Raw genomic sequence first — 20253 nt, forward strand, 5'->3', positions numbered from 1 at the left:
CGCACCGGAGGCGCGTTTCGCCGCTAGGCCGCGGCGAAGCCGGGCCCTGGTCGTCTCCGTCGTGCCCGCGCCGGTGCGGCGCCGGGCAGACGCGGGACGGCGGGCCCTGCTGGACCCACTTCCCGCTGCCCGGCCGCCGCGGCGGCTGCGCGCCCTCCCCCGGTCGGCCATGTGCCCCTCAGGCCTCCGCGCTGAACCGCGGGAAGGCGAGGTCGCCGGCGTAGCGCGCGGCGTCCGCGAGGGTCTCCTCGATGCGCAGGAGCTGGTTGTACTTCGCGATCCGCTCGCCGCGGGCCGGAGCGCCGGTCTTGATCTGGCCGACGCCGGTCGCGACCGCGAGGTCGGCGATGAAGGTGTCCTCGGTCTCGCCGGACCGGTGGCTCATCATCGACTTGTAGCCGTACGACGTGGCCAGCGACACCGCGTCCAGCGTCTCCGACAGCGTGCCGATCTGGTTGACCTTCACCAGCAGCGCGTTCGCCGCGCGGCGGGTGATGCCCTCCTCGAGCCGGTCCGGGTTGGTGACGAACAGGTCGTCGCCGACGAGCTGGACCTTGTCGCCGATCTCGGAGGTCAGCTGGACCCAGCCGTCCCAGTCGTCCTCGCTCAGCGGGTCCTCGATGGACACGAGCGGGTAGTCGCGCAGCAGTTCGCCGTAGTACGCGGACATCTGCTCGGCGCTGCGCTTCGAACCCTCGAAAGTGTAGGCGCCGTCGGAGTAGAACTCGGTCGCGGCGACGTCCAGCGCGAGGGCGACGTCCCGGCCCGGCGCGTAGCCGGCCTTCTCGATCGCGGCGAGGATCAGGTCGAGCGCCTCGCGGTTGTTGCCGAGGCTCGGTGCGAAACCGCCCTCGTCGCCGAGGCCGGTGGACAGGCCGCGGCCCTTCAGCACGGACTTCAGCGCGTGGTATACCTCGGTGCCCCAGCGCAGCGCCTCGCGGAACGACTCCGCGCCGATCGGCGCGATCATGAATTCCTGGATGTCGACGTCGGTGTCGGCGTGCGCGCCGCCGTTGAGGATGTTCAGCATCGGCACCGGCAGCACGTGTGCGTTCGGGCCGCCCAGGTAGCGGAACAGCTCCAGTTCGGACGACTCCGAGGCAGCCTTCGCGACGGCGAGCGAAACGCCGAGGATCGCGTTCGCGCCGAGCCGGGACTTCGCGGGCGTGCCGTCGAGGTCCACCAGCTTCTGGTCGACGATCCGCTGGTCGACCGCGTCGACGCCGACCAGGTCCGGGCCGATCTCGTCGAGCACTGCGGCGACCGCGCGCTCCACGCCCTTGCCGTTGTAGCGACCGGTGTCCCCGTCGCGCAGCTCGACCGCTTCGTGCTCGCCGGTCGACGCCCCGGACGGCACCGCCGCGCGGGCCAGCGTGCCGTCGTCGAGCGCCACCTCCACCTCGACGGTCGGGTTCCCGCGCGAATCGAGAATCTCCCGCGCGCCTACCTGCTCGATGAGAGCCACGCTCTGCTCCTTGGTGGGTCGTGCCTGCGGTGACGCCGCCCAGAGTAACCGCCCAGCGGGTTCACCCGTTGGAGGCCAGGCCGGTGCGGGGCCGTTCCGCTGCGTGTTCTCCAGCTCAGCCGGGCACTTCGCCGGTCTCCTCGGCGTCCTGGTCCTCCGGCCGGACTTCGCGCCACCCCGACGGCAGCTCGACCTGGTCGGTCACCTGCTGCCAGAACGTCCAGCTGTTGCCGCCGGGATCGGCCACGGTGAAGATCCGCGCGCCGTAAGGCTGGTCCTGCGGCGGTTCCGGCGCGGCGTCCTCGCCGAGCGCCGCGGACACGCGCTCGTGCTGCGCGTCGACGTCGGTCACGTACACGACGTTCAACTGCCCGACCGGCCCTTCGACCCCCTTGGCCTCCCAGTATTCGGGACCGACCCCGGCCAGCTGCAGGCGCGCGTCGCCCGCGCGGAGCGTCGCCTGGAAAACCTCGCCGGCCCCGTCCTCGAAGCGGACTTCCTCGGTGAAGCCGAACACCCTGGTCAGCCACGCGAGCGCGGCGGTCGCATCGCTGTAGTAGAGGTACGGCGCCAGTCCCACGTAATCGGGTTCCTGATCGCTGCTCATGGCGGAACAGTCCATCACGACTCGTCTGACGGTCGTGCAACGCCCTCCGCGCCGGTATCGTGAAGCGACCATGACGGACGCCGCAGCAGCCCCCGAACCCGACGGCGAATCGCGCTTCCGCAGGTTCCGCAACGCCGAGCATCTGGTCGCGCGGCGACGCCCGCTCGACGCGCTCAAGGAGCTAGAACCCCTGCTCGCCGACGAGCCGGACAAGCCGAGCGTGCAACTGCTCGCCGGGCGCGCGTACTTCCATTCCGCCCAGTTGCGCCGTGCCGAGAGCGCGTTCACCCGCGTCCTGGAACTGGACCCCACCGACCACTACGCCCGGTTCGTGCTCGGCCGCACCCTCCAGCGCCTCGGCCGTTTGGCCGAGGCGCTCGCACAACTGCGGATGGCGTCGGCGATGAACCCGGTGCCGGAGTACCTCGAGGCGATCAGCGAGGTCAGGGCGAGGATCACGCTGAGCGACCGCTGAGCCCGCGTGTCCCGAACGTGCACCCGCGGAGGCACGCGCGTGCAACCGCTGGATCCAGCACGGCCTCGGCGCGTCTTCTGAAGTGAACAGGGCAGCGGGGAAGCCTGGCCATCCGGCGACCCGGCTCGGCCAGTCGGCCGATCCGGGCAGACCGGGCGAAGCGCGATCCTTGGTGTCATCACAGAGAGCGATTAGAGGAGGCCGACATGACCGCGCTGACCGTGATCGGAGCGACCGCCGGGCTGCTCGTGCTGGTGCTGATGGCGCTGGCGCCTGCGCTCGTCGAACTGAACGAACGCCACCCGGTCCAGCCGCGCAAGCAGCCCGTGCGCACCGAGGCCCTGCCGCAGAAGCCGGTGCGGGTGAGCGCCGCTTTGCCGACCCACTGACTGCGGATCTTGCCGAGCGGGCCACGGTTTCAGCTGTTTACCGCTGCATGACCCACGGTGAAAGACCGCACGTGGCGCGACCGGTCCTGAGGCGAGTGGCCGAAGTCAGGCAAGGGTCCGCCCGACCGCTGAGCGGTCAGGACTGCTCGCCGCGCTCAGCTTCCAGCCAAGCCAGGGGCAAGCTGCTGGTTGTCAATGAGCGACGGTCAACCGCGGCAGCCCGTACCTAACCGAGGCAAGCGCGCCGAGCCACGACGATCCAGGGCCCCACGCTCGCCACCGCACAGAAATCGGCCGGAGCGACCCGCCGAGCCGCCACGGGCCATCCAGCCAGCTCACGCCCACCCTCGCCGTCGCCAGAAATCGGCTGCGGCGCACAAGCCCGCCGACCCGCCCAGTCAGCTCAGGGCGCCACGCTCGCCGCCGCATAGTTGTCCGCGGCGGTGAAGACGTCCTGCACGTAGTTGACCGCCGGGTTGTAGAGCAGCATCGCTTTCCACCAGCCCGCCGGTGCGCCGAGGTCGTCATCGCCGGAGCAGAGGTAGCGGGCGGCCGTGAATGCCGCGTCGTCGAGGTTGCGGGGGTCCGCGGCTTTGCCGTCGCCGTTCGCTCGCTGGGCGTGTTTGTGCCAAGCGGCGGGCATGATCCGCAGCGGGCCGACCCGGTGGTCTGCCGTGCGGTCGCCGTCGAGTTTTCCGGTGTCGGTGTCCGGGCCTTCCGCGCCACCAGGGGCCACCGTCAAGGTGCCGTCCGGGCCGGGTTTTTCCGTGCCGAAGGCCAGATTTCCGATCGCCGCGAGCGTCGCCCACGACAGGTGGCACGACGGTTTTTGCCGTTGCATCCACATTTCCGCTCGTCCGTACGCGGCGAGCACTCGCGCGTCCAGATGCGTCTTTCCGGCGACTCGGGTGGCCCACGCGTCCAGTTCCGCTTGGTCGGACACGAGCGGGCGGTCCGGCGGCGCGGCCAGTCCGACCCGCGGAGCTTCGGAGCCGGGTTGCGGGCGCGGTTCCGCCTTGGCCGACACCGGCGGCGGAGCGGCCGCTGCGGGAGGAGCGGGCGGGTTCGGGTTCTGGATCCCGATCGTCACCACCAGCACGACCCCGGTCAGCACCAGCCCCAGCGCGAACGCGATACGGCTCGGGTAGCGGCGCGGCGGAACCGCCGGCGACGGCGTAATAGTCGGCTGAGTGGTATCGGCCACTCGGACAGGTTACTGATGAACCCGCCAGGGGGACGCTGGACTGGGCGAATGGCAAGCGGACGGTTAACTCCCCGCCTGGGCCGCCCAGGTCACACAATTCGTTACGTGACTCCTCAGCGACGCTCTGACCTGCGGTTACCCTAACCTAACTCCTGCCAGAACGCCGTTTTGCGCGTTTTGCCCGGCCCGCTGAGCGAACCTCCCTCTGGACTTACAGGCAAGCCTTACCTAAAAACATCAGGTCAGGTAGTCGAAGGAGGGCTGAACAGTGGTGTTTTCGAGCGCGCTCATCGGGCTGCGCGAAGGCCTCGAAGCCGCGCTTGTGGTGAGCATCCTGGTCGCCTTCCTGGTGAAGACCGAACGACGGCACGCGCTGCGGTTCGTGTGGCCGGGAGTCGGCGCGGCAGTGCTGCTGTCGGTCGGCGTCGGCGCGATCCTCACCTACAGCACCGCTCAGCTGAGTTTCGAGCATCAGGAACTGCTCGGCGGAAGTCTTTCCATCGTCGCGGTCGTCTTCGTCACCGCGATGATCTTCTGGATGCGCAAGGCTTCCCGGCACATCGCGGCCGAGTTGCGCGGAAAGATGGAGGACGCGCTCAAGGTCGGTCCGGCGGCGGTGCTGCTGCTGTCGTTCCTCGCCGTGGGCCGCGAGGGGCTCGAAACCGCCGTGTTCTTCTACTCGGCCGTGCAGACCGCGCAGTCCGACACCCTGCAGCCGCTGATCGGGTTCGTGGTCGGGATCGCCGCCGCGATCGTGCTCGCCTACCTGCTTTACCGCGGCGCGGTGCGGTTCAACCTGGCGAAGTTCTTCACGATCACCGGCGTGCTGCTGGTGTTCGTCGCCGCCGGCGTCCTCGGCTACGGGCTGCACGACCTTCAGGAAGCCGGGTTCATCCCCGGTCTGACCACGCTCGCCTTCGACGCGTCGAGCACGCTGCCGGAAACCTCCTGGTACGGCGCGCTGCTCAAGGGGATCTTCAACTATTCGCAGCAAACCACTGTGCTGCAAGCGATCGCGTGGGTCGCCTACGTGGCGATCGTGCTGCCGCTGTTTCTCAAGCCCGCCCGCAAGAACAAGACCGAGTCGGCTCCTGCCGCCCCGGCCGCCGCCAAGGAGTGACCGTGCCCCAGTTCCGCAAAACCTCGACGGCTGTGCTCACCGGCCTCGGCGCGCTTGTCGCGCTGACCGCCTGCGACAGCACGAACTCCGCGTCCGGTCCCTCCGGCGCGGCCGCGGGCGGGCCGATCAAGGTCGAGGCGTCCGACACCGCCTGCTCGGTGTCGGCGACGACCGCGGCCGCGGGCACGCTGACCTTCGAGATCGCCAACAAGGGCAGCAAGGTCACCGAGTTCTACCTCTACGCCGAGGGCGACCGGATCATGGGCGAGGTCGAGAACATCGCGCCGGGGCTGAACCGGCGGCTCATCGTCGAGGTCCCGGACGCGGGCAAGTACCAGACCGCGTGCAAGCCGGGCATGGCGGGCAACGGCATCCGCGGCGACTTCACCGTCACCGGCGGCGCGCAGGGCCAGAGCAACGCCAGCGCGCAGAAGACCGCTGCCACCAAGAGCTACGCGACCTACGTCGAGAACAACAGCGCGGCACTGGAGACCGAAACCGCGAAGTTCGTCGCTGCGGTCAAAGCGGGCAAGGTCGACGAGGCGAAGACCGAATACGCGCGCACTCGCGTGTTCTACGAGCGGATCGAGCCAGTCGCGGAGAAGTTCGGCGATCTAGACCCGTCGATCGACGCCCGCGAGGCCGACGTTGAGCCGGGCCAGCAGTTCACCGGCTTCCACCGGCTGGAGAAGGACCTGTGGACCACCGGCCTGAAGCCGGACAGCACGCAGATCGCGGACAAGCTCCTCACCGACGTCAAGGCACTCGTCGCCAAGACCAAGACGCTGCAGCTGAGCGTCCTGGACCTGGCCAACGGCGCGAAGGGCCTGCTCGACGAGGTCGCGACCAAGAAGATCACCGGCGAGGAGGAGACCTTCTCGCACACCGACCTCTGGGACTTCCAGGCCAACCTCGACGGTTCCAAGGGCGCGATCGCCGCGCTGCGGCCGATCATCCAGGAGCGCGACGCGGCCCTGGTGTCCACTTTGGACAAGGAGTTCGCGAACGTGCAGGGGCTGCTGGACAAGACCCGCTCCGGCGACGGTTTCAAGTACTACAACGAACTGTCCCAGGACCAGATCAAGGCGTTCGCCTCGGCGGTCGACGCGCTGAGCGAGCCGCTCAGCAAGGTCGCGGAGGTCGTGTCGAAGTGACCGAGGAGGGAACGCAGGTTTCCCGCCGGAAGCTGTTCGGGCTGGCCGGCGCGGGTGTCGCGCTGGCAGGCGCGGGCGCGGCGGCCGGGGTCGGCATCGACCGGCTCGGCGGCGGGACCCCGGCATCGGCCGCGGTGTCCACTGTGGACTTCCACGGCGAGCACCAGGCCGGGATCGACACCCCGACGCAGCAGAACCTGCACTTCGCCGCGCTTGACGTGACCACCAAGGACGCCAACAAGCTCCGCGAGCTGCTGCGCACCTGGACGGCCGCGGCGCGACGGATGACCGCGGGCCAGGACGTCGGGCCGAACGGGGCGCTCGGCGGGTCGGCGCAGGCCCCGCCGGACGACACCGGCGAGGCGCTCGACCTGCCCGCCTCCGACTTGACGCTGACGATCGGCTTCGGCCCTTCGCTTTTCGACGACCGATTCGGCCTCGCCGCGAAACGCCCGCCGCAGCTGATCGACCTGCCCGCGTTTCCGAAGGACAAACTCGATCCGGCCCGCAGCGGCGGCGACCTCTGCATCCAGGCCTGTGCGAACGATCCGCAAGTGGCGGTGCACGCGGTGCGCAACCTGGTGCGGCTTGGCTTCGGCGTCACCGAAGTGCGCTGGTCGCAGCTCGGGTTCGGCCGCAGTTCGTCGACCTCGCGTTCGCAGCAGACGCCGCGCAACCTGTTCGGTTTCAAGGACGGCACCAACAACATCAAGGCCGAGGACACCGACGTGCTCCGCGACCAGGTGTGGGCGCAGGCCGGTGACGGACAGGCGTGGATGGCGGGCGGCACGTACCTGGTCGCCCGCCGGATCCGGATGCACATCGAGACCTGGGACCGCGAAACGCTCGCCGGACAGGAGCAGATTGTCGGGCGCACCAAGGGAACCGGTGCCCCGCTCGGGCAGACCGGCGAGTTCGACCAGGTCGATCTGCAGGTCGGCGGCGCGGGCGGGACCCCGCTGATCGCCGAGGACGCGCACATCCGGCTGGCCTCGCGCCAGACGCGCAAGGGCGTGCAGATCCTGCGCCGCGGCTACAACTTCGTCGACGGCTCCGACGGTGTCGGGCACCTCGAGGCGGGGCTGTTCTTCCTGGCGTTCAACCGGGACACCCGCACGCAGTACGTCCCGATGCAGCAGGTGCTGTCGTCGAAGGACGCGATGATGGAGTACCTGCAGCACACCGGTTCCGCGCACTTCGCGATTCCCCCGGGCCTCACCCCGACCAGCAACTGGGGTGACGGGCTCTTCGCCTGACCAGTACAAACCTCCCCTTCCCGCCACTGCGTGGGACCGGTTGCCGGTGCCCTCCGGGCAAGCGACGGTGACCGCGTTCATCCGCGCGAGGTGAGGAGTTGGGTCGTGGTCGCTGTGGCACAGCCGCGGTTCGGGGTGTGGGCGGTCGTCTACGGGTCGTGGGGCCCGTTCGATCATCCGGACGATCCGGTGGACGCCAGCTGGGAGCGCAACCGGCGGCTGATCGTCGAGGCCGACCGGCTCGGCTTCGATTCGACGCTCATCGCGCAGCACGTGGTGAACCCGTTCGGCGACGAACTGGACCAACTGGAGACGTGGACGTCCGCGGCGGCGCTCGCCGCGCTCACCGAGCGGATCGAGATCATCGCCGCGATCAAGCCGTATCTCGTGCACCCGGTGGTGCTGGCGAAACAGGCGCTGCAGATCCAGGAGATCAGCGGCGGCCGGTTCGGGCTGAACCTCGTCAACGCCTGGTACAAGCCGGAACTGGAGCGGGCGGGCATTCCGTTCGCCGAGCACGACGAACGGTACGAGTACGGCCGCGAATGGATCAGCGTCGTGCGCGGACTGCTGGCCGGCGAGCGGGTTTCGTTCGAGGGCAAGCATTTCCAGGTCGACGGGTACCAGCTGCGGCCCGCGGGTTCGTCGCCGACCGTCTACGTCGGCGGCGAGTCGGACCCGGCGCGAGCGCTGGTCGCGGACAAGGCCGACGTGTGGTTCGTCAACGGGCAGCCGCGGGAGAACGTCGCCCGGCTGATCGAGGACGTCGCCGCCCGCCCGCGCGTCGGCCCGCCAGTCCGATTCGGGCTGTCCGCGTTCGTGGTCGCGCGCGAAACCGACGCCGAGGCGGAAGCGGAACTTGCGGCGTTGTGGGAACTGGCCGAGGCGGGCAAGGCACGCTGGGAGGCGCTTGTCGCGGACGCCGATCCCAAGGCGGTGATGTTTCAGACGTTCGCGAAGTACCCGCACATAGGCACGAACGGCGGCACCGCGGCTGGGCTGGTGGGCAGTTACGACACCGTCGCCCAGCGGATCCGCGAATGGGCTGACCTGGGAATCGAGACGTTTATGCTGCAATTTCAGCCCTTCGAAGCGGAGATGCGGCGGTTCGCCGAGCACGTGCTCCCCCGCGTGCGCTTGACTTCAAGCAGCCTTGAACTTGCACGGTAGGTGCATGTTCACCGAAGCGGAACTCACCTACCTGGCCACCCAGCCGCTCGCCCGGGTCGCCACCCAGCAGCCGAACGGAACTCTGCAGGTCAGCCCGGTCGCGTTCACCTGGAATCCGGAGACGCGGACGATCGACGTGACCGGGTACAACCTGACGAAGAGCCGGAAATACCGCAACGTCGAGGCCAACGGCCAGGTCGCCATCGTGATCGACGACCAGCCCTCGACGAGCCCCATGCGCATCCGCTGCCTGGAGATCCGCGGCCGGGCGGAAGCCGTGCCGGACGCCTTCGAACCGGACGGTCACCTCGACGGAGCCGTCATCCGCATTCACCCGCAACGCATCATCAGCATGGGCATCGACGACCCCGACCGCGAACCACTGGAGGTGAAGCCGAACAACCGCAACGTCTGAAACCGCGCCGGTCCGCAGTCCCGCCCCTGCCCGGGGGAGGGACGGGACTGCGCCTGGCTTGCCGTTCCACTGGTTCATCTTCGAGCGCCCGCCACCGTGTACGCCGCCGTTCCCGCTGCGAACAGCAGCCCAGCGGTCCACCATGCCGCCGTGGAATCCGCCGTCGCCATCGGCCAAGCCACGACGTCGTAGACCTGACCGACAGCACTCGGGACGAACACCGCCGTCATCGCCCAGCCCAAGGGCAGCGTCCAGCCGAACTGGCCGCCGAACAGCGTGGCCGCCAGCCCGGTCAGGCCGATGAGCCCGGCCGCATTGCGAAGGATCCAGCCGGATTCGATCGGGTGATCGACAAAGCCTTGTACCGCGAGCATTACTCCACCGGCCACCGCACCGATCAGCAGCAGGTGCACGAGCCGCCGCGGCGGCCAGCGGAAGGAGGCCGTGCGGTCCAGATCGATGTCCTGCCCGCTGAGACCCACGCCTGCCACCGCGACCGCGGCACCGAGGGTGACTGTCGCGAAGAACGTCCTCCAGTTGTCGCCCAGCAGCGGCGGAAGAACGACGGCGCAAAGCACCACCGCCGCCAGCGACACTGAGAGGTGGCGCGACCGCGCGTACAGCGCTGTCCACCGCATCAGCGCGCACCTTCCGTGAGGACCTTCAGCGGGTCACCAGTGCAGGTCAGTTCCAGCTGCCGCGCCGAAGCGACCCGGGCGGTCTGTTCCGCCTCCGGCACCGCCTTCAACGCGGCCCACGCCGGATCCGTCCGAGTCCGCAGCGGAGGCTGGGCGGACGAGGTCGGCGGCGTGTACGAGCCTGCCAGCCACTGCGCCATTACCCAGCGCGCGGCGTCCTCTCGATCGTTCTGCTCGCCGCCGTAGGACGCGGCGTGACAAGGCAGCGTGCCAGCGCCACTCAGCAGCGTCAGAGTGAGGCGGTGACCGCGTTTGTCATACATCGCGTAGTCGTCCTGCTGCATCAGCAGGCGAGACGGATCTCGCGGACCCACCTTGGTGTTGCCGAACGACACTGTCGATTCCTCGACCCGGCCGGGACGTTGCGGCAGTTTCTCCAGCAGCCGTAGGGCTTCCTTGCCAGGACCGGCCACTGTGGACAGCCAATCCTCGTGCAGCCGCGTGACGCACACCGGGCCGTCGCACACAAGGGCGGCAGCTGCCTTGTCGACGGTGTAGTTGTTCTCCAGGGTGGGCGGGAACAGCGGCAAGGCCACCGCCAGCCCGGCTGCCACCGGAACCAGCGCGAGCGCTTTGATTCGCGGCGAACCGGCGAGCAGCAACAGGAATCCCGCCGCGGAAAGCCCTAGCAGCCAGCACAGCTGTCCGAACTGCGCCGAGGGCACCGGCACGTCGAACGGACCGCGCGGCTGCAGCTGTCCGATCCCGAGCAGCACGGCCCGATTCGGCACCCGTGCGGTCTCGCCCGACATCTGCAGCACCAGTCCGCCGACCAGGGCGAGCACCGTGAGCGCCGGAGCAGTGATCGGATACGGCAGCAACCGCCCGAGGCCCAGCCCCAGCGCTACCCCGGCGACCACGGACAGCACGCCGAGCAGTAACTGCATTACCCACGCCGAGGTGACCATCCCGCCGTCGGCCACGACCTGCCCGACCCCGGCGGCGACCAGCACCAGGTAGCCGACCACGGCGGCGAGCCCGACCGCGAACGCGAGCGTCCTGGCCCGCTGCCCGGCGGGCCGCGGCGTGGACTGGAACAGTTCGCCGACTCCGGCGCGGGCGTCCCGCATGCCCTGGATCGCCGCGGCTCCGACGATGATCGGCCACAACAGCACCAGCAGGTAGCGGGACCATCGGACCGCGGTCAGCCAGGTGGCGTCCCAAGCCGCGGACCCGTGGCCCCACGGCCCGCGGGAGAACAACAGAAACCCCAGCCCCACCACCAGGACCACAACGGGCACCCACGGTGCGATGGTGCGCCGGAGTTCGATCCGGAACACGCTCATCACCAGGCTCCCTTCCCCTGTGCGTGGCCGAGCAGCGCCGAATAGCCGCGCTCGATCGGACTGTCGCCGACGTCCGCTTCGCTGCCAGCCGCAGCCAGATCGGCTGGCGTGCCTTGGAAAACCAGCTTCCCGCCCTCGAACAGGACGACGTCCGAGCACGCCGCGGCGACGTCTTCGACCAGGTGGGTGGACACGACGACGCACGCGTCCCTGCCGATTTCCTGCAGCAGTTCCCGGAAACGCAGTCGCTGCGCCGGATCGAGCCCGGCGGTGGGCTCGTCGAGCAGCAGGAGCACCGGGTCGTTCACGATTGCCTGCGCGATGCCGACCCGGCGGATCATGCCGCCGGACAGCGTCTTCATTTTGTCCCCGGCGCGTTCGGCGAGACCGACCCGCTCGATCGCGCGCTGCACCGCGCCCGGCACCTCGCGTTTGGGCATTTCCTTGAGCCACGCCAGGTATTCGACGAACTCGCGGACGGTGAACCGCTTGTAGTACCCGAAGGTTTGCGGCAGATAGCCGATCCGGCGGCGCAGGCCGCGCTGGTCGAAGTGCCCCCCGACGGGCTCTCCGAGCAGCGCCAGCCTGCCTTCCGTCGGCCGCAGCACCGTGGCCAAGGTGCGGATCAAGGTGGTCTTGCCCGCTCCGTTCGGCCCGAGCAGCCCGTGCACCCCCGTGCCGAGTGCGAGATCGAGGCCGTCGACCGCCATCTTCTTGCGGCCGACCCGCACTTTCAGTCCCTGTGCCTGGATTTCCCAGGCGTAGGTCGCCGGAGCGACCTCGGCGGCTTCCACAGCCCGCATCGGTGTCCCCTCTCGTTTCCGTCAGTGATGCACAGCAAGCTGCGTGAAGGTGTTCCGGCGAAGCACTACGAACACGGTCGCGACGACGGCGGCCGCCAGCCAGCCCGGCCAGGCGACGTCCTCCAGCAGCACCGTGCCCCCGAACGCGACGCTCGGCACCACCAGTGCGCCGAGCCACAGGCCGACCAGAATCGATGCCGCCCAGGCGACACCGATGAACGTGCCGAGCGCGAGAGTCCCCGTGGTGAACGCGAGACTCGGCAGCAGCCCGAACCCCATCCGCGCGCCGACCAGCCAGCCCGCGGCGAGCAGTACCGCCAGCACCGGCACCACGACCGCCGTGGTCCGGCGCAGGATCAGCTCCAGTCCGGCGCGCGGGGTGGCCGCGGTGAGTTCGTACGACGGATCGAGCCCGCGGGTCCACGCCGCCGCCACCCCGAAGACCGGCAGCACGGGGGAAAGCAATTGCACGAACGACAGCCCGTCGTGCAATGCCCGGTCGAGGTAGACCGACAACGCGCCGACCACGAGGACCATCAACAGCCACGGCACCATCACCGGGGTCGCCCAGCAATGCAGCCGCGCCGCGGCCCGGCGCGGCATCGGCTGAGGTGCTTGGGCGAGATCCGGCTCCAGCCCGGCCCACACGGTGTCGAGCAGGCCGGTCACCTCGGCGGTGGACGCGCCGGCGAGCCGCGCCCGGCATTGCGCGCAGTTCTCCAGGTGCCCTTCGATCGCCCATGCCTCGTCCCCCGGCAGTGCGCGACCGGCGACGTAGCCGGCGAGCATCCGGTCGGATACGTGGTTCATGGCTTGACCTCCTTCAGACAGTCCTGGTTTCACGACAACGCCTCCCGCATCGCGATCCGGGCGCGCCGGGCCCGGGTTTTGACCGTGCCCTCGGGCAGGCCGAGCAGGATCGCGGTCTCCCGAACCGACAATCCGTCAAGCGCCATGGCTTGCAGGACCTCGCGCAGCTCCGGCGCGAGACTGCGCAAAGCGTCACCCACCGAATCGCCGACCGTGCCCGCCAGTGCCTCCTCTTCGGCGGCGGGCGCGGACAGCGACTCGTGCACTCCGGGCGGCGGATGCGCGTGGTGCGCACGCCGTCGGAACGCGTCGATGAGCCGCCGCACCGCGATCGTCCACACCCAGCCCACCGCGGAGCCGCCTGCGACGACGCCCGCGAACGAACCCGCGGCGCGCCACACGGCGAGGTAGGTCTCCTGCATCACCTCCGCGATGATCTGGTCATCGGAGCAGCGGTGCCGCAGGCGTATCGCGAGCCACGGCGACGTGCGGCGGTACAGCTCTTCGAACGCCGCACGATCACCGCGGGCGGTGCGCCGGAGAAGGCGTTCCTCGTCCGGCTCCCTGGGTGGCTTGTGCTTCACACCCGGCAAGACGCCACCTCCGCGCTTACGGTTCTCTAAATTAAGTGATATGAGTCACACTTTGAATCGAGATGTCGGACGCCATCGTGCCCGGGTGGCGGCGGAGGGAGGGGCAGATGGGGCGGGGCTCCGTCGTTCGAGTGAGGGCGGTCGGCCCGGCAGGGCGCGCGCTCTGGTGTACGGGCGGTGGCGCGGATGGAGGCGGGCAGATTCTGCCTGTGCTGCGGCGAACTTGCCTCTCCACGCCGATCCCGGGCGGCTGCGGGAGCGGGAGGAGCCCGCCGAACCGCGCGGGCGGCAGTGGACTGGGTGCTCGTGAGTGTTTGTCCCGGTTCTAACCGTTACAAACACTCACGAGCACCCGGCCGCCGGTCACCAGGCTTGGGACAGGTCCACGTGCTGGCACGGCACCACGGCACCACGGCACCACGGCACCACGGCACCACGGCACCACGGCACCACGGCACCACGGCACCACGGCACCACGGCACCACGGCACCACGGCACCACGGACGACGATCGTGTCAGGCCCCGGAGAACGCAAGTCGCGCACCGGATCCACGTAAGGCCCGGGAAAGCAGGCCGCGCCGGATCCCCAGGCGAAAGATCCCGCCAGCCGTCAATCACACCCTCGCCGCGGAAACCCCAGCACCGCAGCGAAACCGGCTCAAGCCGAGGGCCAGAACTTTCGCCAGCCTTCGGCTTCCAGCGTCGTCGGTTCGACCCCGGCCTTCCTCGCCGCCGTCTCCGCCGCGCGGATGTCGCGGGCGAACTGCTTGGCCACTGCCCTCAGCTCACCCTCGGGATCCAGCCCGCCCCGACGAGCGGTGGCCGCCGTTCGGAAGAGTTGGGCGGGGGCCGAGGTGTCCTGCGGGAACAGGTCCAGCGGGATTCCGGCCCGGCCGCTGCGCTGGCCCAGTTTTCCGGCCAGGGCGACCGCGGGCTGACCCAATGCGACGCCGTCCACAATGGACTTGCGTTGCTTCTCGGCCTGCTTCAGCTCTTCCCACTTCAGTTCTTGATGCTCGGCCGAGGCGATGCGGGCTGCGTCGGCGAAGACGTTCGGGTGGCGGCCTACCAGTTTGTCCACTAGGTCGCGGGCTACGTCGTCGATGGTGAAAGGTGCGCGGCCGTGTTCGGCGGCTACGCGGGCGTGGAACAAGACCTGAAGGAGGACGTCGCCCAGTTCTTCGCGCAGGGCGGCGCGGTCGTTGTCCTCGATGGCTTCCAGTAGTTCGTACGTTTCCTCGACCAGGTACTGCCGCAGGGATTCGTGCGTCTGCCGGGCGTCCCACGGGCAGCCGCCAGGTGAGCGCAGGCGGTCCATGACCTCGACCGCTTCGACTAGCGGGGGTGCGGGGGTTTCGATCAGCCGCGCGCCAGCGGCGAGCATGGCAGCCGCGGTGGGTTCGGCGCGGGAAGCCGCGAGCAACACGACATCCGCGAAGGACTCGCCTATTCGCGGGACGCCGAACTGCGCGGGGTCGACGTCGGACGCGGCGTACACGGCGCTGGTGCGAAGCAGGGGCAGGGCGGCCGCGGGCAGGGTCGCGCCCCGGACCAGGACTACGGTGCCGGTCACTGCTGCGCCGGGGCACCGCCGTGCAGCGGCACGGCCACGCCCGTCACCTCGGCCGCACTGGGGGCGAGGTTCATGCCGACTGCGTCCCACACGCCGTAGCGCGGGTTGATTTTGAAGTCCACGTTGCCAACGTACGGCTGGAGCATCCGCACGCCGATCGCGCCCAGCTGCGCCGCGGTCGGCTGCTGGACCTGGTCGGTGGCGACCTTCGCGTCCGTCGTCCGCTTCCGCACCACGGCGGTGACCCACCAGGTCGGCGCGCTCGCCGGGTTCGGCTGAAACGCGATCGCGGTGTTCGCGGGCACGCCGAACAGCACGGTCGCGGCGTCCTGCGGCGACGAGAGCGCAGGAGCCTGCTGGCCCACGTTGCCCTGCGTGCCGCTCTGGATGTCGGCCTGGATCTTGCCCGGGTCGCTCGCGTATTCCTCAGCCTTGGCGATGGCCTGGCTGCGCGCGGCCTTCGGGTCGATCGACGGGGCCTGGCTCTCCGAGGTCGGCGCGCCGATGCTGGTGTAGTCGAAGTTGACCGAGAGCGTCGGCAGGTACTTGAGCGCGATTCGCTGCTGCAGATACTGATCGGTGACGGCCTCGCGGTGGTCGCGCAGCCGCCAGACGAGCTGGGTGACGGCCGCCGACTGGTCCTGCGTGACGGACTCGGGCACCGGCGACGCGAGCGGATCTTGTTGCATGGCCTCGCTGACGGTGGCCTCGTCGACGGAAATGCCTTCCTTCTGTGCGGCCTTCACGACGACCTCGTGCAGCAGCGTCTGCCGGACGATCTCGCGCCCGACGAGGTCGAGCTGATGCCGCGAGGCGAGCTGCCGGGCGTACGGCTGCTCCTGCACGGCCCGGTCGAGCAGCGCCTGGACCTGGTCGATGGTGGTCACCTGACCGTCGACGACCGCGGCCATGCCCACCTGACTGGGGCCGGTACCGCATCCGGCGAGAAGGAAAGCTCCGGCGAGAACGGCGCCCAGCGCACGGCGGCGCCCCATGATCCGCATCACAGGCCCTACCCTCTCACATGGCCTCGAAACGCAACACCATCGAGGCATTCAGCGGGCTATTGTCGACATATGGACTCTTGGTTGTCGATCGAAGTCCTCGACGGGGCCTTCGCGGCGAGCGCGTGGCAACGTGCTCACGGCGACCGGCTGACCGAGGCCGCGCTGACCAACGGCGCCGAACAGTGGACGTGGCACGTCCATCGCTGGGGCGTGACGCTGGAGATCGAGTTTTCGTCGGAAGAGAAACGCGATCGCTTCCGGCACTTGCCCGCGGTGACCGCCGCTCTCGACGCGGTGCCGGATCCGGAACGCGGCCTGCTCGTGTACCCGGGCCGCGGCGGTGGTTCGGGAGCCCGGGTGCCGCGGCATCCCCGGCCGTTGCCGATGTCCGGATGCGGGGCGCTGCCTACGCCGCAGGAGGAGGTGGCACTGCGACTGGCCACGGCGCAACCGCCGGGGTTTGAGGTCTGCTCGGCTAGCTGAACCACCGCTTGGCCACGGAAAGCGGCAGAGTCTCGCCGGGAAACCGCTGCGGGCACCGATTTCGTACCGCAGCAAAGTGTTCGGGCCGCGGCGGCACCTCGCCATCGAGGCCGCCGCGAGCACCGATTTCGTACGGAACCGGCGACGGCGGCGGCGAGGTCCGCCGCAGCACTCACACCGCCGCTGGGGTTTTCGTCAACTGCGCCAACAGCTTTGTGCACCAATCGAGCAGTTCCTGGTCTCGCAACACCGGCGCGCCCATCCGGCCGCCCGCCGGGCCTTCGGTGGGTTTAGGCACCGACACCGTGTTGGTGACCGCCTTGTACAACGCCTTGGGGTACAAGCGTTTCAGCCGCACCAGCTGCGAGTCCATCAACGGCAGCGGCGCGAACCGGATCGTGTTGCCTTGCACCGCGACCTCCGTGACACCCGCCGCGCGGCAGGCGTGCCGGAACGCTGCGACCGCGAGCAGGCGGGTGACCGGGGCCGGCGGCTGGCCGTAGCGGTCGACCAGTTCCTCGCGTACCGCGTCGAGGGCCGCGGTGTCGGGAGCTGAGGCGATCTTGCGGTACGCCTCCAGCCGCAGTCGTTCGCCGGGGACGTAATCGTGCGGGATGTGTGCGTCTACCGGCAGGTCGACGCGGACTTCGGCCAGTTCCTCGTCCTCCGCGGGCTCCGCGCCCGCGTGCCGCCGGAATGCCTCGACCGCTTCGCCGACGAGCCGGACGTACAGGTCGAATCCGACGCCCGCGATGTGTCCGGACTGTTCCGCGCCGAGGATGTTGCCCGCGCCGCGGATTTCGAGGTCCTTCATCGCGACCGCCATGCCCGCGCCGAGTTCGGTGTTCTGCGCGATGGTGGCCAGCCGGTCGTGCGCGGTCTCGGTGAGCGGGGCCTCCGGCGGGTACAGGAAGTACGCGTACCCGCGTTCGCGCCCTCGCCCGACCCGGCCGCGCAGCTGGTGCAGCTGGGCCAGGCCGAGCATGTCGCCGCGTTCCACGATCAGCGTGTTGGCGTTGGAGATGTCGAGGCCGGTTTCGACGATCGTGGTGCAGACGAGGACGTCGTACTCGTTCTCCCAGAAGCCCTGGATGATCTTTTCGAGCTTGTCCTCGTTCATCTGCCCGTGCGCGGTGACGACGCGCGCCTCCGGCACCAGTTCGCGGATCCGCTTCGCCGCCTTCTCGATCGACGACACCCGGTTGTGCACGTAGAACACCTGGCCGTCGCGCAGCAGCTCGCGCCGGACCGCGGCGCCGACCTGCTTGTCGTCGTACGCGCCGACGTAGGTCAAGATCGGGTGCCGGTCTTCCGGCGGGGTGAGGATGGTCGACATCTCGCGGATGCCGGCCAGCGACATCTCGAGCGTGCGCGGGATCGGCGTCGCCGACATGGTGAGCACGTCGACGTGCGTGCGCAGCGCCTTGATGTGTTCCTTGTGCTCCACGCCGAACCGCTGTTCCTCGTCGACAATCACGAGGCCGAGGTCCTTGTAGCGGATGCCGGTCTGCAACAGCCGGTGCGTGCCGATGACGATGTCGACCTCGCCGTCGGCGAGCTGTTCGAGGATCCGGTCCGATTCGGCCTTGTGCGTGAACCGCGAAAGGCCCTTGATGGTGACCGGGAACGACCGCATGCGTTCGGTGAACGTGTTCAGGTGCTGCTGCGCGAGCAGCGTCGTCGGCACGAGCACGGCCACCTGTTTGCCGTCCTGCACCGCCTTGAACGCCGCGCGCACCGCGATCTCGGTCTTGCCGTAGCCGACGTCGCCGCAGATCACGCGGTCCATCGGGACGCCGCGTTCCATGTCCGACTTGACCTCGTCGATGGCCGCGAGCTGGTCGTTGGTCTCGGTGAACGGGAAGGCGTCTTCCAGCTCGGACTGCCACGGCGTGTCCGGGCCGAACGCGTGGCCGGGCGCGGCTTGCCGGGCGGCGTAGAGCTGCACCAGTTCGGCGGCGATCTCCTTGACCGCTTTCTTGGCGCGCGCCTTGGTGTTCTTCCAGTCCGAGCCGCCGAGCTTGTTGAGCGTGGGCAGTTCGCCGCCGACGTAGCGGGACACCTCGTCGAGCTGGTCGGTGGGCACGAACAGCCGGTCGCCGGGCTGGCCGCGTTTGGACGACGCGTACTCCAGCAGCAGGTACTCGCGGGTCGCGCCGGCGACCGTGCGCTGCACCATCTCCACGAACCGGCCGATGCCGTGCTGGTCGTGCACCACGTAGTCGCCCGCCTTGAGCGCCAGTGGGTCGACCGCGCCGCGGCGGCGCGACGGCATCTTCGTGTTCAAGTCCTTTGTGGACGATCCGGCGGTGGCGCCGCGGCCGGTCAGGTCGGCCTCGGACAGCACCACGAGGGCACGCTCCGGCGAGACGAAGCCCTCCGCGAGCCCGCCGCAGGTGACCGTGACGACCCCGGCCGGCGGCACATCGGCGAGTGCTTCGACGTGCTTCGCCGGGACCTCGGCCGCCATCAGCTGCTCGACCGCGCGGCTGGCGGTGCCCTGTCCGGCGACGACGAGCACGCCGGTGCCGCCGGACGCGAGGTGCGCGCGCAGGTCGGTCATCGCGCGTTCCAGCTCGCCCCGGTAGGCAGGCGCGGGCTCGATGCCGACGCGGTAGACATCCGGGTCTTCGCTGGTCAGCTGGGTGAGCGTCCACCACGGGCGCTTCGTCTCCTGCGCGTGCGACGCGACCTCGGCCAGATCGCGGTACGCCGACGCGCCGAGATCGATCGGGGCCTGCCCGCCTGCCGCGGCCGTCGTCCAGGACGCTTCGAGGAACTCCTGCCCGGTGCGGACGAGGTCGGCCGCGCGGGCGCGGATCTTCTCCGGATCGGCCAGCAGCACGTGACTGCCGCGGGGCATCGCATCGGTGAGCAAGGACAGTTCGCCCTCGCAGAGCACCGGGATGAGCGCCTCCATGCCCTCGACCGGGACGCCGCCGGACAGCTTGGTGAGCATTTCGGCCAGGTGCGCGTCGGCCTCGTACGTGGTGGCGAGCTCCGCCGCGCGCTCCTTGACGTCCGGCGTGAGCAGCAATTCGCGGCACGGCGGCGCGGTGACCCGCTGGATCTCGCCGGGCAGCGAACGCTGGTCGGACACCGCGAACGCGCGGATCTCGCTGACCTCGTCGCCCCAGAACTCGACGCGGACCGGATGCTGCGCAGTGGGCCCGAACAGGTCGAGGATGCCGCCGCGGACCGCGAACTCGCCGCGCTTCTCGACCATGTCCACGCGCGTGTACGCCAGCTCGACCAGCCGTTCGAGCAGGTCCTCGAAGCTCTGCTCCTCGCCGACGACCAGGTCGATCGGCGCGAGCGAGCCGAGCCCGGGGGCCATCGGCTGGATGAGGCTGCGCACGGTCGCGACCACGACCCGCAGGTCCTCGTCCCCGGTGTGCAGGCGGTGCAGCACTTCCAGCCGCCGCCCGACGGTGTCCGCGCGCGGCGAAAGGCGCTCGTGCGGCAGCGTCTCCCAGGACGGGAAGTCGGCCACGCGATCGGGGCCGAGCAGCGCGCCGAGCGACGCGGTCAGCTCGTCGGCCTCGCGTCCGGTGGCGGTGACGGCCAGCACCGGACGGCCCGCGCCGCCGCGCTCGGGGTCTTCGGCCAGCGCGGCGGCCACGAGCTGCCGTACGGCGACAGCGCCTTGCAGTTCGAGCAGCGGGGCGCCGGCGCGCTCGACAACGCCGCGCAGCGCCGGGTCGGGAAGGATGGCTTGGAGGAGTCCGGACAGTACAGCGTCGGT

General features: G+C 69.8%; 19 protein-coding genes. 8 read left to right on the forward strand and 11 right to left on the reverse strand.

The genetic code is table 11. The features are described 5' to 3' along the window. Window positions 1-178 precede the first annotated feature (178 nt). Both eno and L3Q65_RS30320 read right to left on the reverse strand, forming a co-directional pair. Complete coding sequence (gene eno, locus L3Q65_RS30315) at window positions 179-1465, reverse strand: phosphopyruvate hydratase (protein ID WP_182889813.1); 1287 nt, start codon at window positions 1463-1465, stop codon at window positions 179-181. Window positions 1466-1580: 115 nt separating this feature from the next. After that, window positions 1581-2072 carry a glyoxalase/bleomycin resistance/extradiol dioxygenase family protein gene (locus L3Q65_RS30320; RefSeq protein ID WP_237597266.1) on the reverse strand — a complete coding sequence of 164 codons (492 nt, stop codon included), beginning with the start codon at window positions 2070-2072 and terminating at the stop codon, window positions 1581-1583. Between the two features lie 70 nt (window positions 2073-2142). Here L3Q65_RS30320 and L3Q65_RS30325 point away from each other — a divergent pair, with 70 nt between their 5' ends. Then, window positions 2143-2547 carry a tetratricopeptide repeat protein gene (locus L3Q65_RS30325; protein ID WP_182889811.1) on the forward strand — a complete coding sequence of 135 codons (405 nt, stop codon included), beginning with the start codon at window positions 2143-2145 and terminating at the stop codon, window positions 2545-2547. Window positions 2548-2753: 206 nt separating this feature from the next. Beyond that, window positions 2754-2936 (forward strand): hypothetical protein, encoded by a 183-nt coding sequence (locus L3Q65_RS30330; RefSeq protein WP_182889810.1) that lies wholly within the window; start codon window positions 2754-2756, stop codon window positions 2934-2936. A gap of 403 nt (window positions 2937-3339) precedes the next feature. Here the strand turns inward: L3Q65_RS30330 and L3Q65_RS30335 are convergent, their stop codons facing one another. Continuing rightward, on the reverse strand, window positions 3340-4140 hold the full coding sequence (locus tag L3Q65_RS30335) for a murein transglycosylase (RefSeq protein ID WP_237597267.1): 801 nt from the start codon (window positions 4138-4140) through the stop codon (window positions 3340-3342). Window positions 4141-4408: 268 nt separating this feature from the next. Here L3Q65_RS30335 and efeU point away from each other — a divergent pair, with 268 nt between their 5' ends. From efeU to L3Q65_RS30360, 5 genes are all read left to right on the forward strand, one after another. After that, complete coding sequence (gene efeU / locus L3Q65_RS30340) at window positions 4409-5260, forward strand: iron uptake transporter permease EfeU (protein ID WP_182889809.1); 852 nt, start codon at window positions 4409-4411, stop codon at window positions 5258-5260. Between the two features lie 2 nt (window positions 5261-5262). Further along, a complete protein-coding gene (gene efeO / locus L3Q65_RS30345) occupies window positions 5263-6414 on the forward strand; it encodes an iron uptake system protein EfeO (RefSeq protein ID WP_237597268.1) in 1152 nt (383 codons plus the stop codon). After that, window positions 6411-7670 (forward strand): iron uptake transporter deferrochelatase/peroxidase subunit, encoded by a 1260-nt coding sequence (gene efeB / locus L3Q65_RS30350; RefSeq protein ID WP_182889807.1) that lies wholly within the window; start codon window positions 6411-6413, stop codon window positions 7668-7670. The genes efeO and efeB overlap by 4 nt, the downstream gene beginning before the upstream one ends. A gap of 105 nt (window positions 7671-7775) precedes the next feature. After that, window positions 7776-8840 carry an LLM class flavin-dependent oxidoreductase gene (locus tag L3Q65_RS30355; RefSeq protein WP_237597269.1) on the forward strand — a complete coding sequence of 355 codons (1065 nt, stop codon included), beginning with the start codon at window positions 7776-7778 and terminating at the stop codon, window positions 8838-8840. A 4-nt stretch (window positions 8841-8844) separates the two neighbouring features. After that, entirely contained in the window at window positions 8845-9255 is a 411-nt protein-coding gene (locus L3Q65_RS30360) for a PPOX class F420-dependent oxidoreductase (RefSeq protein ID WP_237597270.1), read from the forward strand. Between the two features lie 74 nt (window positions 9256-9329). Here L3Q65_RS30360 and L3Q65_RS30365 read toward each other — a convergent pair whose 3' ends face one another. From L3Q65_RS30365 to L3Q65_RS30395, 7 genes are all read right to left on the reverse strand, one after another. Then, window positions 9330-9893 carry a hypothetical protein gene (locus tag L3Q65_RS30365; RefSeq protein ID WP_182889805.1) on the reverse strand — a complete coding sequence of 188 codons (564 nt, stop codon included), beginning with the start codon at window positions 9891-9893 and terminating at the stop codon, window positions 9330-9332. Beyond that, entirely contained in the window at window positions 9893-11239 is a 1347-nt protein-coding gene (locus L3Q65_RS30370) for a hypothetical protein (RefSeq protein WP_237597271.1), read from the reverse strand. The genes L3Q65_RS30365 and L3Q65_RS30370 overlap by 1 nt, the downstream gene beginning before the upstream one ends. Then, window positions 11239-12042: an ABC transporter ATP-binding protein gene (locus L3Q65_RS30375; RefSeq protein WP_182889803.1), complete on the reverse strand. Its 804-nt coding sequence runs from the start codon at window positions 12040-12042 to the stop codon at window positions 11239-11241. Before L3Q65_RS30375 ends, L3Q65_RS30370 begins: the two co-directional genes overlap by 1 nt. Window positions 12043-12063: 21 nt before the next feature. Further along, complete coding sequence (locus tag L3Q65_RS30380; protein WP_237597272.1) at window positions 12064-12852, reverse strand: zf-HC2 domain-containing protein; 789 nt, start codon at window positions 12850-12852, stop codon at window positions 12064-12066. A 29-nt stretch (window positions 12853-12881) separates the two neighbouring features. After that, window positions 12882-13436, reverse strand: coding sequence for an RNA polymerase sigma factor (locus tag L3Q65_RS30385; protein ID WP_237600954.1), 555 nt, complete (start codon window positions 13434-13436; stop codon window positions 12882-12884). Between the two features lie 667 nt (window positions 13437-14103). Beyond that, window positions 14104-15018 (reverse strand): MazG family protein, encoded by a 915-nt coding sequence (locus L3Q65_RS30390; RefSeq protein ID WP_182889801.1) that lies wholly within the window; start codon window positions 15016-15018, stop codon window positions 14104-14106. Continuing rightward, window positions 15015-16013, reverse strand: coding sequence for a hypothetical protein (locus tag L3Q65_RS30395; protein ID WP_312872059.1), 999 nt, complete (start codon window positions 16011-16013; stop codon window positions 15015-15017). Before L3Q65_RS30395 ends, L3Q65_RS30390 begins: the two co-directional genes overlap by 4 nt. Window positions 16014-16094: 81 nt before the next feature. Here L3Q65_RS30395 and L3Q65_RS30400 point away from each other — a divergent pair, with 81 nt between their 5' ends. After that, complete coding sequence (locus L3Q65_RS30400; protein WP_182889799.1) at window positions 16095-16508, forward strand: hypothetical protein; 414 nt, start codon at window positions 16095-16097, stop codon at window positions 16506-16508. Window positions 16509-16680: 172 nt separating this feature from the next. Here the strand turns inward: L3Q65_RS30400 and mfd are convergent, their stop codons facing one another. Further along, window positions 16681-20241, reverse strand: coding sequence for a transcription-repair coupling factor (gene mfd, locus L3Q65_RS30405; RefSeq protein ID WP_237600955.1), 3561 nt, complete (start codon window positions 20239-20241; stop codon window positions 16681-16683). Window positions 20242-20253 lie beyond the last annotated feature (12 nt).

The organism is Amycolatopsis sp. FU40 (assembly GCF_021903635.1).
In the GTDB taxonomy this organism is placed as follows: Bacteria; Actinomycetota; Actinomycetes; order Mycobacteriales; family Pseudonocardiaceae; genus Amycolatopsis; species Amycolatopsis dendrobii.

What these genes read in the sequence shown, in the direction of transcription:
- L3Q65_RS30320 (WP_237597266.1), bottom strand. Translation starts at nt 2,072, where the DNA reads ATGAGCAGCGATCAGGAACCCGATTACGTGGGACTGGCGCCGTACCTC.
- L3Q65_RS30325 (WP_182889811.1), top strand. Translation starts at nt 2,143, where the DNA reads ATGACGGACGCCGCAGCAGCCCCCGAACCCGACGGCGAATCGCGCTTC.
- L3Q65_RS30330 (WP_182889810.1), top strand. Translation starts at nt 2,754, where the DNA reads ATGACCGCGCTGACCGTGATCGGAGCGACCGCCGGGCTGCTCGTGCTG.
- L3Q65_RS30360 (WP_237597270.1), top strand. Translation starts at nt 8,845, where the DNA reads ATGTTCACCGAAGCGGAACTCACCTACCTGGCCACCCAGCCGCTCGCC.
- L3Q65_RS30365 (WP_182889805.1), bottom strand. Translation starts at nt 9,893, where the DNA reads ATGCGGTGGACAGCGCTGTACGCGCGGTCGCGCCACCTCTCAGTGTCG.
- L3Q65_RS30370 (WP_237597271.1), bottom strand. Translation starts at nt 11,239, where the DNA reads ATGAGCGTGTTCCGGATCGAACTCCGGCGCACCATCGCACCGTGGGTG.
- L3Q65_RS30375 (WP_182889803.1), bottom strand. Translation starts at nt 12,042, where the DNA reads ATGCGGGCTGTGGAAGCCGCCGAGGTCGCTCCGGCGACCTACGCCTGG.
- L3Q65_RS30380 (WP_237597272.1), bottom strand. Translation starts at nt 12,852, where the DNA reads ATGAACCACGTATCCGACCGGATGCTCGCCGGCTACGTCGCCGGTCGC.
- L3Q65_RS30395 (WP_312872059.1), bottom strand. Translation starts at nt 16,013, where the DNA reads ATGGGGCGCCGCCGTGCGCTGGGCGCCGTTCTCGCCGGAGCTTTCCTT.
- L3Q65_RS30400 (WP_182889799.1), top strand. Translation starts at nt 16,095, where the DNA reads ATGGACTCTTGGTTGTCGATCGAAGTCCTCGACGGGGCCTTCGCGGCG.